The sequence below is a fragment of the Sporosarcina sp. GW1-11 genome (assembly GCF_033088395.1).
In the GTDB taxonomy this organism is placed as follows: domain Bacteria; phylum Bacillota; class Bacilli; order Bacillales_A; family Planococcaceae; genus Sporosarcina.
This window is the reverse complement of sequence record NZ_JAPMIW010000007.1, coordinates 1-15,098: the sequence shown is the minus strand read 5'-3', so window position 1 is coordinate 15,098 and position 15,098 is coordinate 1. Positions and strand designations below refer to the sequence as shown.

The following is a 15,098-nucleotide window of genomic DNA, read 5'->3' as shown; positions in this document are numbered from 1 at the left end:
GATCCCCCAAAAAAGGAGGATCGATAGTCGTTATTTTGTTTTAATTTTACCTGTCCACTGCTTGAAGCCGCCACGTAATTGATAAATTTCTGTGCATCCTTTTTTCTTCAAAAATAAAGCAGCACGACCTGTACGACTCGTATTTTGATCGTAAAGATAAATGGGCTTGTCAGGTCGGATTTCTTTGTAGCGCTGTGAAAATTGTGTGAATGGAATGTTACGCGCGCCTAAAATATGTCCAGCTTCAAAATCTTTTGGTTCCCGGACGTCGATTAACTGCGCTTTCCGGTAGCCTTTAATGAATTCTTCTTGCGTTAACGTAGTGAGTGCTTTCCCCACACGAACGTATGTAGTAATAAAATACACGATGATTGCGAGCACAGCTGCGCCCAAAATATAATAAGTCAAAAAACTTCCCCCTTTTATCAATATCTCTAGTATAAAGATTTTCTAGCATCAGTTCAATCCTAATGCTAAAATGTAATGCGTTATTGTTTTTTTCATTCACGATTTCCTATACGATAGATGAATTATGACTTATTAAGGAGAATAACTATGGCAAAATTTGTTTGGCATTATGTAGATTCAGGGAAATGTAGCCCGTCATATAATATGGCGCTAGATGAAGCGCTTCTTGACTTGCATAGTCGAGGAGAAATTGGACCCGTTCTACGCTTTTATGAATGGTCTCCTGCTACGTTATCGATTGGCTATTTCCAACGTATTGAAAAAGATATTGATATGGAGAAAGTGAAGGAGCTTGGGCTAGGGTTTGTCCGTAGACCAACGGGGGGGCGTGGTGTCCTACATGAGCATGAACTTACATATAGCGTAATTGTTAGCGAGAATTACCCAGAGATGCCGGAAACGGTAACTGAAGCCTATCGGGTCATTTCAGGCGGTTTGCTGGAAGGTTTCCGTAATTTAGGCTTGCAAGCAGAATTTTCTATTCCGGATTCAGATGTGACAAATCAGTTAAGAAATCCGAAAAGCGGGGTCTGTTTCGATGCGCCTAGTTGGTATGAATTAGTGGTTGAAGGAAAAAAAGTTGCAGGAAGTGCGCAAACTCGTCAAAAAGGTGTTATTCTTCAACATGGTGCTATTTTACTGAGCCTAGATGTCGATAAGCTGACATCGATCTTCAAGTATTCATCAGAGGCGTTAAAAGAACGTGTCCGTAGAACGTTACCGGATCGCGCAATAGCGATTGATCGTCTGTCGGATCGTGATATTACGATTGATGAATGTAAAGTTGCGTTTTCACAAGGCTTTGAAAAATCACTCGATATTACATTGGAGCCACTTGAATTGACGGATGAACAAATGGAATTAGTGCGTCAAATTGAGAAAGAAAAGTATGCCAATGATGAGTGGAATTTCAAGAAATAACGTTAGGGCTTTTGTTTTATTTTTTTTGTGAATTGTCGATATATCAACTGTTGCCTATTTTGAGGATTATGTTGTCCATTGACATTTTTTCAATATGTAGTAGATTAATAAGTAATAACAACACTAGATGTTGTGTTTGGTGAAATTGAAGGAGGATGTTATATGGTTACGATGTCTAAACAAGGTGAACCATTTTTGAACAAACAGCAATTGAATGAGGACATTGAAAAGTTCCCACAAGTGCATCCGATTACGGAAGATATGAAGCTGACGCATAGCGGCGTATCTCGTCTAGTCATGATTGATCGTTATTCATTTAAAGATATGGAAAAGAAGACATTGAAAGTTGGAGATTTCGTTGTTCTGACAGTTCGAGAAGATCCGAAATTTCCTGCGCGTGGGCTAGGGTATATTACAGCGCTCGACATGGAAGCTGGAGAAGCCGATATTTGGATCGAAGAAGAGTTTCGTTCATCCATCAACGATGCAGAAGAGCAGCATAAAGGAACGATTACTCGTCCACTAGATGTGGTTGAAAAGCCATTGGAAGTATTTTATGAGCAAATTGCTAAGCGTAATGCGACAGGTTTAGCTTCTGTTGAAACGACAGAAGAAGGACGAGCACAGTCGTATGAGCGATTTTATGACCAGTTAAAAGACTTGAACTTCATTCCGGCCGGGCGCGTACTGTACGGTGCGGGTTCCGATACGGATGTTACATTCTTTAACTGTTACGTTATGCCGTTTGTTCCGGATTCACGCGAAGGAATTTCGGATCACCGCAAGCAAGTGATGGAGATTATGAGTCGTGGCGGTGGCGTCGGTACGAACGGTTCAACATTGCGTCCACGTAATACATTGGCACGCGGTGTCAACGGTAAATCCTCCGGTTCCGTTTCATGGCTCGACGATATCGCAAAGCTTACACATTTAGTGGAGCAGGGCGGATCAAGACGTGGTGCACAAATGATTATGTTAGCTAACTGGCACCCAGATATTTGTGAATTTATCATCTCCAAGATGCAGAATCCGCGAATTTTGCGGTATTTGATCGAAAATACGGAAGATGAAATGATTAAGAAGCTGGCACATGAGAAATTGAATTTCAAACCACTGACAGCGCAAGAAGAAGCGATGTACCAAGGGATTACAAATTATAAACACATTCCAGGTCAAGGTGGTTTCAATGCAGCAATTATTCGTGATGCAGAGTTGAAACTGCAAGATGGCGGAACGTACACTGTTCATAATCCTGAATTCTTAACAGGTGCGAATATTTCTGTAACGTTGACGGATGATTTCATGAAAGCTGTAGAGGAAGACGCAGAGTATGATCTTCGTTTCCCGGCAGTTGAAAATTATTCACCTGAAGAAATGAAGCACTACAATGAACAATGGCATGAAGTGGGCGATGTACGTGAATGGGAACGACTTGGACATGATGTCCGCGTCTACCGTACAATCAAAGCTCGTGCGTTATGGGATCTAATCAATATTTGTGCTACGTATTCAGCGGAACCAGGCATTTTCTTTATTGATAATGCCAATGACGAAACGAATGCGAAAGCGTACGGACAGCAAGTAGTAGCAACGAATCCGTGTGGTGGAGTTCGCCTCACGTTAAAAATTGCGGGATGAAGCGGGAAAGCTGAGATGCCAATCCGAACCGAAGGCTGGAAGTAAAGTTCTAGTCAGGGGCAACGCATACCTGGTGATCCTGATTTATTATAATCAGACTATAATCCAGGCACGAGACCGCAACACTGTATATGCAGTGAAAATGTATGCTGAACTTACAGGAAGACAACTGTAAGAACTAGAGGATAAAAAGCCTTTAGGATAACAACTGGAACAACCACTCGCACCATACTCTGTCTGTAACTTGGCAGCTGTCAATCTTGCAGAGATGGCGGATAAAGAAACGAAGACGGTAAACTTTGAGAAGTTGAAAGAAACTGTAAAGACAGGTGTACGTATGCAAGATAACGTCATTGATGCGACACCGTATTTCTTAGAAGACAATAAAGTACAAGCCCTAGGTGAACGCCGTGTAGGACTTGGTGTTATGGGACTAGCTGATCTTCACATCTATTGTGAAAAAGAATACGGCTCTCCTGAAGGTAATCAATTAGTTGACGAAGTATTTGAAACGATCGCGACAACAGCTTACCGTGAATCTATCGAGCTTGCGAAAGAAAAGGGAAGTTTCCCATTCTTGATCGGTAAGACAGATGAAGAAACGAAAACTTTACGTCAAGCGTTTATTAATTCAGGCTTTATGAAACGTATGCCAGAAGATATTCGACAAGCGATTCTAGAGCATGGTATTCGAAATTCCCATCTTCTAACTGTTGCTCCGACGGGATCTACTGGAACAATGGTAGGCGTTTCGACCGGCTTAGAACCTTATTTCTCCTTCACATATTACCGCAGCGGACGTCTCGGCAAGTTTATCGAAGTCAAAGCAGAAATCGTGGAAGAGTATTTGCAAGCTAATCCAGAGGCAGATCCGAATAACTTGCCTAAATGGTTTATTTCTTCAATGGAACTTGCACCAGAAGCGCATGCGGACGTGCAATGTATCATTCAGCGCTGGATCGATAGCTCAATCTCGAAAACAGTTAACGCGCCACGCGGCTATACAGTGGAACAAGTAGAAAGCGTTTATGAAAGATTGTATAAAGGCGGAGCGAAAGGTGGCACGGTGTATGTTGACGGAAGCCGTGATTCACAAGTTCTGACGCTAAAAGCAGAAGATAATATTCCTGATACGGAAGAAGTCGTTGAAGTAAACGAACAGCCGAAAGTTGTGCTTGTGAACACGATCCAAGCATTGCGTTCGACAAACGTAACTATCGGCTCTGAAGTAGGCGACACATGCCCAGTTTGTAGACAAGGGACGGTCGAAGAAATCGGTGGCTGTAACACATGTACGAATTGCCAAGCGCAATTAAAGTGCGGATTGTAAAATTCAATTAAAATACCCCACGAGTCAGTGAAAACGGACTCGTGGGGTATCTTTCATTTATGACAAGATTGTCATAGCTTTCTGTTCATCAACTGTCTCTGTTTCCACTGCAACTTTTTCGTTCAACACACTGACACCGTACTTTTCGACTTCTAATAATTTTTCAAAAGAAGCAATTGCGACTTCGACTTGCTGATCGTCTGGCTCTTTTGTAGTGAGCAATTGCAACCACAGTCCAGGATAACCTAAGTAACGAAGCACTGGCACATTTCTTACTGCATTCGTCAGCTGCAATACTTCAAACGACACACCAAGCACAACAGGAATCAATAGAATCCGATTGACAACACGCAACCAAAGGGGATCAGTTGGTACGAAGAAGTAAATGAACATCCCGACAATTACCGTAAATAATATGAAGCTACTTCCACAGCGATAATGCAAACGAGATTGTGATTGCACATTTTCAACAGTCATATCCAAATTATTTTCATAGTTGTTAATGACTTTATGCTCCGCACCGTGGTATTGGAACACGCGTTTGATGAGTGGTGTCATCGAAATCAAGCCGATATACGTCAGTAACAACATGAGTTTGAAAAGACTTTCAATTATAATTTGCGCTGTTTTACCTGGAGCGATTGGTTGGAATAACTCCGCTAAGAAAACCGGAACTAACGTGAAGATAAACTTACTAAATAAAAAGGTTAGAACGCCAATAGCGGCGACGCCAAGAAACATCGCGAGTTTTGACGTCTCCTCTTCTTTTACTTCTGCCTCTTCACCTGGCATTACATCATAGCGATCACTGGCGAACGTCAAATGCTTTGAACCATTGCCTGCCGATTCGATCAATGCCACAATGCCTCGAATGAAAGGAATCTTCTTTAGTTTCGCGCCAACCGGATGCGACTCCCTTGGTACATGATAATACTCAATAGAATCATCTTTTCTTCGAATAGCTGTCACTGTATCTTTTTTTCCGCCAAACATCACACCTTCTATAAGTGCTTGACCTCCGTATGCGGGAGGAGTTTGTGATTTGCTCATTACATACCCACACTTTCTGTCGTAAGAAACGATATCTCTAGTGTACTAAAAAAACGGTAAATACACCATTCAGATGTTTAAAAATGATAGGAAAATCCGACACTGTCTGAGGGAGGTATTGTCATGAAAATTACTGCAACTCAATTTTGGACAGCTGCAATGGCTGCGGTCTTGTCACTTATTTCATTAAAATTTTTGAAAGTCTTTAAACTTATCAAGTGGTCACCTATCGGGTGGACTGCCAAATTTCAAATGTTTGCGACGACACCTGCTTGGTTTAAGTGGATTTTACTTTGGGGCCTTTGTTTTGCGCTGTTTTTTCTTCTTTATACGATGACGCTCTTCACGTCTAAAATTCCGCCGACGGTATCGTCCCTCGTTGTTACGATCATTGCACTATTTTGTATCGAGTGGATGATCCACATAAAAGCGGATCTAACAATGACGCAATTTATTAAAAAGGTGTCCATTCCGTTCGGATGCCTACTAGCTATAATTATCCGCTTCGTCATAGGTACGTCCGTCTACATGAAAAAATCCTTTGGTTAGTCAAATAGAAATAGTTTGTTCGTCCTTCCCATTGTGCTAGAATAGGAAAGAAAATAAATGGGAGGGGATCAGATGGAACTGTTACTGTTAAACGGTCCAAACTTGAACCGATTAGGCAAAAGAGAACCAGACATCTATGGTGCGGAAACATTGACGGACATCGAGAATCGAATGCAGCGACTTGCTGAACAATCGGATATCTCACTATCTTGTTTCCAATCAAATATAGAAGGCGAACTTATTAATCGGATTCATGATGCGGGAGACAAAGGAATCGACGGTATCATTTTCAATCCGGGCGCATTTACGCACTACAGTATCGCCTTGCGTGACGCGATTGCTTCTATAGATGTACCGGTAATCGAAGTCCACATCTCGAATATACATACCCGAGAAGAATTCCGCCACACGTCTGTTATCGCACCCGTAGCGGCAGGACAACTCTGTGGTTTCGGAACAGCGGGCTATGATCTCGCCTTCCAAGCGTTTCTGTTAAAACGAAAGGAGAGCGAATCATGAAAATCGAAAAACTCCGTAAATTATTGGAGGAACAACAACTAGATGCTTTACTCATTACGAATCCGTATAACCGTCGCTACATGACGGATTTCACAGGTTCTGCAGGGACAGCAATCATCTCCAAAAACGATGCGGTATTTATCACGGACTTTCGTTATATGGAACAAGCAAATGATCAACTGACAGGCTACCGGATCGTCCAACATACCGGTACGATGATTCGAGAAGTTGCCAATCAAGTGAAAGAAATGAAACTTGCGACACTTGGCTTCGAAAAAGAACATCTAAGCTATAGTCAATTTGAAATGTATGAAAAAGCGGTTGAAGCACAATTAGTTCCCGTCGCAGGCTTGGTAGAAAAACTTCGCCTCATCAAAACACCAAAGGAAATTGAAGTGTTAAAACAAGCGGCGGCTATTGCGGATGCAGCATTCATCCATATTTGTTCGTTCATAAAAGCGGGTAAAACAGAGCTTGAAATCGCCAATGAATTGGAATTTTTTATGCGTAAACAAGGCGCAACCTCCTCTTCATTCGACATAATTGTCGCTTCTGGCGAAAGAGGGGCTTTACCGCATGGGGTTGCATCTGATAAAGTGATTGAGACTGGTGATTTTGTTACAATGGATTACGGTGCGCTCTTTAATGGATACATCTCTGATATTACGAGAACGGTTGCTGTCGGAGAACCTTCTGCTAAACTACGTGAAATCTACGAAGTGACGTTGCATGCGCAGCAGTTAGGCGTAGAAAAGATCAAGCCTGGCATGACAGGTATCGAAGCGGACGCAATTACACGCGACTATATCAAGTCAAAAGGCTATGGGGATGCATTTGGTCATTCGACAGGTCACGGAATTGGAATGGAAGTTCACGAAGCACCTGCTTTGTCATTCCGCTCAGAAACGGTGTTAGTGCCCAATATGGCAGTAACAGTGGAACCGGGAATTTATTTGCCGGGAATCGGTGGCGTACGGATCGAAGATGACATTCTTATTACAGAAACCGGTAATGAACGGTTGACAAAGTCTACTAAAGAATTGCTTATTTTATAATCGGATAATAATGGAGGAATACGAATGATTTCAGTAAACGAATTTCGTACAGGACTAACAATTGAAGTAGATGGAGATATTTGGCGCGTAATGGAATTCCAACACGTTAAGCCAGGAAAAGGTGCAGCATTCGTTCGTTCGAAGTTGCGTAACCTTCGCTCAGGTAACGTTAACGAAAAGACGTTCCGTGCAGGCGAAAAAGTAGCGAAAGCACAAATCGATAACCGTCGTATGCAGTACTTGTATGCGAATGGCGACGATCATGTCTTCATGGACAATGAATCATACGAGCAAATTGAACTTAACGAATCTCAGATTGAATATGAGTTGAAGTTCTTAAAAGAGAATATGGAAGTTCACGTCATCACATACAAAGAAGAAGTACTTGGCGTTGAATTACCAGTAACAGTTACGCTTCAAGTAGCTGAAACAGAGCCGGGTATCAAGGGTGACACAGCGAGCGGTGGATCAAAGCCAGCAAAAATGGAAACTGGCATCGTTGTACAAGTACCATTCTTCGTCAACCAAGGCGATATGTTGGTCATCAACACAGAAGAAGCAGAATACGTTTCCCGCGCATAATCTTACACCAAACACACGAGGTAATTTACTCGTGTGTTTTTTAGTTTGTGATGAGAAGAGTGGGAGAAGGGGGATATTACCGTTTCACTGCGTTCCAGGCGGACGCGTTCCGGAGGGCGGGCGGTGAACCACACCCCTCGCTACGCTCGCTGGGTGTTTCACCTGTCCCGCTGATCCTCCTGGAGTCGCCGCCTTACACTACGTTTCACTAGTGTTTTCATCTGAAGACAGTTAGTGAGATCTTTAGCTTTGTACCTTTTCCTTTCATTTGCATATAAAAAGATGAAGAACAAATACTAAGTCACTCAATAACTACAATGGACTCTATAAGTATTTGTCATCTATATATAGGATTGAAGCGGAGGAGGCGGCGACTCCGGGAGGATCAGCGTGAGTCTGAGACCCTGGACTGAACGCGAGCGTAGCGTTAGAAGCACAGCTGCCTTAATTTCTGCAAAGACAGCAGAAATACGGCAAAGCGAACCCTTCGCTGTTCGCTTGGCTCAGGCCACGCCCTCCGGAAAGCGTCCGCCTCTGCAGCTCCAATCCCGGACGGCTCACTAACTACTAATTAACATTTTTCTATGGTCCCAAACACACGAGAAAAGATTTCGTGTGTTTTTTTACGTCTTTGCATATCTAGTGACCGAGCTTCATAGAGTAGAGCATGGAGGAGGCGTAGTGGGATGGAATTGAATGACTTATTGCGCATCGCCGGCGTCGGATTAGTGATTGGGGTATTGCATGTCTTCTTTGAACAAACCGGTAAAAAGGACTTTTCATTCTTTCTATTTTTCTTGGCGTATCTGTACATCTCGATTGAATTGCTGATGTTTCTCCGCGTGTTCTTCACGGAAATCACGGAATTCTTCAGCTGGTTATCTATGGCGATGTAATGGCAGTTCTCTTTCAACTATTCATCATCTATATCGTGCTGCTATTACTGTCATTCGCGGTTCCAAGCCTACATCCGATTCTGTATACGACGCTGTTTTTGATGGCGGCGGTGTATGTACTTTTCACAGTTCTCGTACCGTTTGCGCGCACGTTACTAGCACTTGTGGAACAACTGCCAGCACCGACCATATTACTAGTAGTCAGCGCGGGATTGTATTATATGGCGGAACTACTGGCCTTGCAGATGAAGGATGAAGGATATGAAGCGTTCGGCCAATTATTTCAGACTGTCATGAAAGTTGTCATCCTTACCCTATGGTTTACGTCCATCAGTCAATTAATCGAAACCATTCATACGCTAATCCCGTGGTGAAATCAGAAACTAAACCTACGAATGGACGAGACAGCCTATGCCGGAATTTCTGAGTGACATCATTGCAGGTGTACTAGGCCCTTTTCTTTTATTGCTCATACTATTGTTGCTAACGTCGCTAATTGATTTTTTTCTACCTGCGTTCCAAAAATGGACGAGGTTTCTGTTGCTGCTGATGATTCTTGTGTTATTAATCGAACCAGCAACGGAGAGCTTTCAGCAAATTCAACTCATTACGCATTCCATTGCATCGCTTTTTCTCGGGATGTACCCACTCATCGCAGCCATGATCTTAGCTTCCGGCGCCACGTTTGGTGTCGTGAATTTTCAGCCGGCAATGCTGCTATTCGCGCAAGGGGCTGTCGTGTTTGCAGAGAAGTTTTTATTGCCCGTGTTATTGACAGCGCTGTTACTCGATATTCTTACGCGTCTAATGCCAGAAATCATTTTTACACGAATGGCTGATTTACTTCGGACGTCGTTACTGGCGATTGTATCAGCGATGGTTGCGGCGTATTCGATTTTTATTACAGCTGGCGGAGCGTTGTCGTGGACGATGAGCGGTGCGCTAAATGAACCGTTAAAAGAATTAATTAAACAGAATATTCCACTAGTTGGTTCGTTGTTGACGGACACGCTTGGTTCGATCGGTCGCTATTCGTCTGGTGCATCAGCGTATATTAGCGTCTGGCTGTTGTTTTCAATTTGGACAATCGCTTTATTACCCGCTATAAAGATTTTACTCATTGCCTTTTTATACCGCTGGACGGCTGCGGTCATTGAACCTTTTAGTCAAAAAGAAGTAAGTGGTTTGCTGGACGATATTGGCCGAACATTATTTGTTCTGTGCTCGATTTCCTTTTTGCTATCGTTTGCGTTCATCTACACGACGATTTTTATCGTGACGTTTATCAAGTTGATGACGCTCGGAAAGTGAGGGAGCGGGATGCATCTTTTTTTAGTAGGACTGACAAATCTTGTGTTGCTGGCGGTAGTAATACAGTTAGTAGCTACCCCAAGCCAGGAGAAAATCTTTCTACCTTTAATCAAACTCGCAATCGCTTGTTGGATTATACAGTTTTTATTGCAGGTGGCAGGTCATAAGTTGCTGTAACTCTACATAGTATGCAAATGTAGAATTCGTTTTCAGTAAAGTCATGCTAGAGTTGGTGATGGCTTTGGAAAAACCAACAGGGAAGTCCAATATGTTGGTAATCGGTTTGTTGATGCTTGTCTTTGGCATCATCTGGTTCACGAGTACGGGGCTAGGAGGCGAGAAAGAAAGTAAAGAAGAGAAACGCATGCTGTCAAGTCTTGAAGAAACGCTTGAACAAATGGAAGGGCTAGGTAAAGTCACCGTCTACTTTCATTATGACGAAAAAGAATCTGAGAATTCGTTAGCAGGGTACTTTTCGATTTCGTCTAACGCTCCGAAAGAAAGTTCTTCGTTAAAAGGACTACTTGTCGTGGCGGAAGGAGCAGAGGATCCAGCGGTTAGAAACGGGCTCTCACAACTATTAGCCAATGTCCTACAATTGCCTGAACATCGTATTGTTATCGCTGAAATGAAGAAAAGGGGGAATCATCTTGAAAACAAATAAACGTACAGTGTGGTTTTTAACATTACTTAGTCTAGTCGCAGTGATTTCTATCTACTATGTCAAAAAAGAGGCACCTATGCCGTTTGACGGAATTGCCATCTTCACGAAAGAAACGAAGGATGCAACGAAGTTACTCGAAAAAGAAGGTAAGTCTGAGGAAGTAAAGCCGGTTTTCGCTGAGTCCTACATCTTCCAAGACATGCGTATGGAAGTGCGTAACGAACGCAGTGAAATGGTCGAACAATTGACAGCTAAAATGACTTCATCCGATTACTCAGCGGAACAGAAGAATGAAATCTTCAATGAAATCGCGGAACTACGAAAAGTGAGCTCTACAGAAGCTTTAATGGAAATGCAAATTGAGGCACTAGGCTACCCAGAAGTGTTTGTTCGAGCGGAAGATGAGCGAGTGAATGTGACAGTGTTATCAACAGAAAGTCACTCACCGAAAATGGCAGATGAAATTACACAGTACGTCATGTCAAGTTGGGATGGCGCGCAAACAGTGAAAGTAGACTTCGCAGAGGCGAAACAATAAATCGTGTAACCAGTAGCCGAAAAAAGCTGCTGGTTTTTTTAGAGATTCCTTTCATAGTCTGAATAAAACAGAAATGAGTTAACCGTCGTAACTCGCAGGATAACGCATGCATGTGAATATTGATGAAAATAAGTAGAAATTAGCAATCTATCTGTAATTTTAATTAATTATAGAATAATTTGCGATTTTTCTATTCCAAATTTATTGTAAAACGTCTATCATAGTATACGGTAGGAAGAAAATTATAGTCAGGAGAATCAGATATGTTAAAAATTCAAGAAATTCGTGAAATTATTAAGCTTATCGACCAATCATCCATCCAGAAGTTCACATTTGAAGCAGACGGTGGGAAAATCAAGCTTGAGAAAAATGCAGGTACAGTAGTTGCGGAAGCGACACCCGCACCAGTTGCAGCAGCACCCGGACCGGTAGCAGCTCCAGTAGTGACACCAGAACCCGTTGCAGCAGCACCCGCACCAGCTCCGGTAGCAGAGGTAGCAGCACCCGCACCCGCAGCAGAAGTGGCGGAAGATGCTTCATTGCACAAAATCACTTCACCAATGGTTGGAACATACTACCAAGCGCCATCACCTGATGCAGCAGCATACGTTAAAAAAGGCGATAAAGTAACAGCTGAATCTATCGTATGTATCGTTGAAGCAATGAAACTATTTAATGAAATTGAAGCAGAAGTATCCGGAGAAATCGTTGAAATTTTAGTGCAAGACGGTCAACTCGTGGAATACGGACAACCTTTATTCCTCGTCAGAGAGAACTAAGGGGGGCTAACTAATGAAAAAAGTATTAATTGCAAACCGTGGAGAAATTGCAGTACGGATCATTCGTGCATGTAAAGAAATGGGTATCAAAACAGTCGCTGTTTATTCGGAAGCAGATGCTGAAGCGTTACACGTTCAATTAGCAGATGAGGCGTACTGCATTGGACCTCGTTTATCTACAGATAGTTATTTGAACTTTTCTAACGTTATCAGTGTGGCGAAAGCGACGGACTGTGACGGGATCCATCCTGGTTATGGTTTCCTTGCAGAAAATGCTAGCTTTGCCGAGTTATGTGAAGAAGTAAATATCGAGTTTATCGGACCTACTTCGGATGCAATTTCAAGAATGGGTACGAAAGACGTTGCGCGTAATACAATGAAAGATGCTGGCGTTCCAATTGTTCCTGGTTCTGATGGACTTGTGGATAATGCAGAACACGGTCTTGAAATTGCGAAGAGAATTGGTTTCCCAGTTATCATCAAAGCGACAGCTGGTGGTGGCGGTAAAGGAATCCGTGTCGCTCGCGATGAGGACGAGCTAGTGAAAGGTATTAACATTACACAAAAAGAAGCAGCGGCTGCATTCGGAAATCCCGGCGTTTATCTTGAAAAGTACATTGAAGTGTTCCGCCACGTGGAAGTTCAAGTACTAGCTGATAAATTTGGCAACACGATCCACTTAGGGGAACGTGATTGTTCAATTCAGCGTCGTATGCAAAAGTTAGTGGAAGAAGCTCCATCTCCTGCAATCTCACCTGAACTTCGTAAGGCAATGGGTGAAGCGGCAGTTAAAGCAGCAAAAGCTGTTAACTATCGCGGAGCAGGTACGGTAGAATTCATCTTCGACCATATTAACCAAAAGTTCTACTTCATGGAAATGAATACACGCATTCAAGTAGAACATACGATTACAGAAATGATCACAGGTGTTGACTTGGTTCAACAGCAGTTACGAGTAGCCTCTGGTGAAAAGTTAGCGATCAAGCAAAAAGATATCAAGCTTACTGGATGGTCTATTGAGTGCCGGATCAACGCAGAAAATCCAGAAAAGAATTTCATGCCGTCTCCAGGTCAAGTGACAATGTACTTACCACCAGGTGGTTTTGGTGTACGTGTCGATTCAGGAGTGTATCCAGGCTATACAATCCCGCCGTTTTACGACTCAATGGTCGCAAAACTAATCGTTCATGCGGAAACACGCGAGCAAGCGGTCGCTCGGATGAAACGCGCGCTCGACGAATTCGTTGTAGAAGGCGTTCATACAACGATTCCGTTCCATTCCAACTTGATGGATAACGAAATTTTCCAATCTGGTGATTTTGATACGAAGTTCTTAGAGAAATATGACGTCATGAACTAATTGGAGGAGACTTGTAATGGCTGATAAAACAAATCCATCGTTTGTCGGAATGACACCGTCTGGAGATGCTGCACTTGGACGTGTTCAACTTGCACCTGAAGTATTAGAAGTCATCATTGGCATCGCTACGATTGAGGTCGAAGGCGTTGTAGCTACTCAAGGAAATTTTGCAACGGGTGTTGCGGAGAAGTTGGGTAGGGTGATGTACGGTAAGGGTGTGAAGACTGAGTGGGTAGATGAAGGACTGAAGATTGATGTATATTGCATTATCGAATATGGCCATTCGATTCCTACGGTTGCGACGAAAATTCAACAAGAGATTCGTCAGGCGGTTTACCATATGACTTCCCTTGCTACGCATGAGGTGAATGTTCATATTACGGGTATTCGGTTTGATGAGTGAGTATTAGAAGTAAAAGGAGTTGCCCAGGAAGTCGTGTTTTGCGATTTCTTGTGGCGGCTCTTTTTTTGTGTGTTGTGTCGTAGCTCGACTCATTTTCGGTACCGAAGTTAGTACAGGTCAGCTTCCTATCACCGCTTCGGCACGTGGGGGATTGCCTCCCGCCAGGAGCCAACAAGCGAAGGGCGCGCTAGTTGTCTCCTGGCTTCGGCTGACCCCGCAGTTGTGCCTTCGCTGGTGAGTACAGTGTAGTTTTAGTGGGCTTTGGCACTTACCGAATGAAACCTTTCAACTTCAATGTACTATGCCATTTACTTATCCTTACAAAACGAAGGCGCCTTACAAGCGGTAGGCGGAGCGATGAGACAGAGAGGCGATCTTCCTTTCTGGCTCATTGCGGGAGCCATCCGCCAGCGCCGAAGTGGGTTCAGTGGTAAATCACTTCACTACATACAGAAGCGTATTGAAGTGGCTTGAAGTTACTGAATCGCTGACGAACTTCTAAGATTACGTCGGATCGTTGCACGACTTTTTTAGGGTGCTGAAGTTCGTAAAGGTCCGCTTCCTATCAACGCTTCGGCACGTGGGGGATTGCCTCCCGCCATGAGCCAACAAGCGAAAATCGCGCTAGTTGTCTCATGGCTTCGGCCGACCCCGCAGTTGTGCCTACGCTAGTGAGTGCAGTGCAGTGTAGTTTTGTACTCTTTGGAACCTAGCGAATTCTACTTTTTAACTTCAACGTACTATACCATTTACTTATCCTCACAAAACGCAGGCGCCTTACAAGCGGTAGGCGGAGCGATGAGACAGAAAGGCGATCTTCCTTTCTGGCTTATCGCGGGAGCCATCCGCCAGCGCCGCAGTGGGTTCAGTGACGAATTACTTCACTGCATACAGAAGCGGATTGATGTGTCTTGAACTTACTACTAGTTTGTAATGTGTCGTCGCTCGACTTTTTTATGTTACTGAATTTCATGAAGGTCCGCTTCCTATCAACGCTTCGGCACGTGGGGGATTGCCTCCCGCCAGGAGCCAACA

General features: G+C 43.3%; 16 protein-coding genes and 2 pseudogenes. 16 read left to right on the top strand and 2 right to left on the bottom strand.

Translation table 11 applies throughout. The features are described from left to right. Positions 1–30 precede the first annotated feature (30 nt). Positions 31–381 carry a rhodanese-like domain-containing protein gene (locus ORD22_RS06205; RefSeq protein WP_411567626.1) on the bottom strand — a complete coding sequence of 117 codons (351 nt, stop codon included), beginning with the start codon at positions 379–381 and terminating at the stop codon, positions 31–33. A 174-nt stretch (positions 382–555) separates the two neighbouring features. Here ORD22_RS06205 and ORD22_RS06200 point away from each other — a divergent pair, with 174 nt between their 5' ends. The 3 genes and pseudogenes from ORD22_RS06200 to ORD22_RS06190 all read left to right on the top strand — a co-directional run. Continuing rightward, positions 556–1,389, top strand: a complete 834-nt coding sequence (locus ORD22_RS06200; RefSeq protein ID WP_317645061.1) for a lipoate--protein ligase family protein — start codon at positions 556–558, stop codon at positions 1,387–1,389. Between the two features lie 162 nt (positions 1,390–1,551). Beyond that, positions 1,552–3,024, top strand: a pseudogene (locus tag ORD22_RS06195) (vitamin B12-dependent ribonucleotide reductase); the annotation flags it as partial. Between the two features lie 214 nt (positions 3,025–3,238). Beyond that, positions 3,239–4,357, top strand: a pseudogene (locus ORD22_RS06190) (vitamin B12-dependent ribonucleotide reductase); the annotation flags it as partial. A 57-nt stretch (positions 4,358–4,414) separates the two neighbouring features. Here the strand turns inward: ORD22_RS06190 and ORD22_RS06185 are convergent. Beyond that, positions 4,415–5,407: a DUF1385 domain-containing protein gene (locus tag ORD22_RS06185; RefSeq protein WP_317645060.1), complete on the bottom strand. Its 993-nt coding sequence runs from the start codon at positions 5,405–5,407 to the stop codon at positions 4,415–4,417. 123 nt (positions 5,408–5,530) lie between these two features. Here ORD22_RS06185 and ORD22_RS06180 point away from each other — a divergent pair, with 123 nt between their 5' ends. The 13 genes from ORD22_RS06180 (at position 5,531) to ORD22_RS06120 (ending at position 14,063) form a co-directional block, all read left to right on the top strand. Next, positions 5,531–5,956: a hypothetical protein gene (locus ORD22_RS06180; RefSeq protein ID WP_317645059.1), complete on the top strand. Its 426-nt coding sequence runs from the start codon at positions 5,531–5,533 to the stop codon at positions 5,954–5,956. A 72-nt stretch (positions 5,957–6,028) separates the two neighbouring features. Then, positions 6,029–6,475 carry a type II 3-dehydroquinate dehydratase gene (gene aroQ, locus ORD22_RS06175; protein ID WP_317645058.1) on the top strand — a complete coding sequence of 149 codons (447 nt, stop codon included), beginning with the start codon at positions 6,029–6,031 and terminating at the stop codon, positions 6,473–6,475. After that, positions 6,469–7,530, top strand: coding sequence for a M24 family metallopeptidase (locus ORD22_RS06170; RefSeq protein ID WP_317645171.1), 1,062 nt, complete (start codon positions 6,469–6,471; stop codon positions 7,528–7,530). Before aroQ ends, ORD22_RS06170 begins: the two co-directional genes overlap by 7 nt. A gap of 24 nt (positions 7,531–7,554) precedes the next feature. Next, positions 7,555–8,112 (top strand): elongation factor P, encoded by a 558-nt coding sequence (efp, locus tag ORD22_RS06165; protein ID WP_317645057.1) that lies wholly within the window; start codon positions 7,555–7,557, stop codon positions 8,110–8,112. Positions 8,113–8,798: 686 nt separating this feature from the next. Next, a complete protein-coding gene (locus ORD22_RS06160) occupies positions 8,799–9,008 on the top strand; it encodes a stage III sporulation protein AC (protein ID WP_099689929.1) in 210 nt (69 codons plus the stop codon). Further along, complete coding sequence (locus ORD22_RS06155; RefSeq protein ID WP_317645056.1) at positions 9,008–9,382, top strand: SpoIIIAC/SpoIIIAD family protein; 375 nt, start codon at positions 9,008–9,010, stop codon at positions 9,380–9,382. The genes ORD22_RS06160 and ORD22_RS06155 overlap by 1 nt, the downstream gene beginning before the upstream one ends. Before the next feature lie 37 nt (positions 9,383–9,419). Continuing rightward, complete coding sequence (locus ORD22_RS06150) at positions 9,420–10,319, top strand: stage III sporulation protein AE (protein ID WP_317645055.1); 900 nt, start codon at positions 9,420–9,422, stop codon at positions 10,317–10,319. Positions 10,320–10,328: 9 nt separating this feature from the next. After that, positions 10,329–10,496, top strand: a complete 168-nt coding sequence (locus ORD22_RS06145) for a hypothetical protein (protein ID WP_317645054.1) — start codon at positions 10,329–10,331, stop codon at positions 10,494–10,496. A 43-nt stretch (positions 10,497–10,539) separates the two neighbouring features. Continuing rightward, positions 10,540–10,983 carry a hypothetical protein gene (locus tag ORD22_RS06140; RefSeq protein WP_317645053.1) on the top strand — a complete coding sequence of 148 codons (444 nt, stop codon included), beginning with the start codon at positions 10,540–10,542 and terminating at the stop codon, positions 10,981–10,983. Beyond that, positions 10,970–11,521 (top strand): SpoIIIAH-like family protein, encoded by a 552-nt coding sequence (locus ORD22_RS06135; protein ID WP_317645052.1) that lies wholly within the window; start codon positions 10,970–10,972, stop codon positions 11,519–11,521. Before ORD22_RS06140 ends, ORD22_RS06135 begins: the two co-directional genes overlap by 14 nt. Positions 11,522–11,784: 263 nt before the next feature. Further along, entirely contained in the window at positions 11,785–12,300 is a 516-nt protein-coding gene (accB, locus tag ORD22_RS06130) for an acetyl-CoA carboxylase biotin carboxyl carrier protein (RefSeq protein ID WP_317645051.1), read from the top strand. Positions 12,301–12,313: 13 nt separating this feature from the next. Beyond that, positions 12,314–13,660 carry an acetyl-CoA carboxylase biotin carboxylase subunit gene (gene accC / locus ORD22_RS06125; protein WP_317645050.1) on the top strand — a complete coding sequence of 449 codons (1,347 nt, stop codon included), beginning with the start codon at positions 12,314–12,316 and terminating at the stop codon, positions 13,658–13,660. A 16-nt stretch (positions 13,661–13,676) separates the two neighbouring features. After that, positions 13,677–14,063: an Asp23/Gls24 family envelope stress response protein gene (locus tag ORD22_RS06120; RefSeq protein WP_317645049.1), complete on the top strand. Its 387-nt coding sequence runs from the start codon at positions 13,677–13,679 to the stop codon at positions 14,061–14,063. Positions 14,064–15,098 lie beyond the last annotated feature (1,035 nt).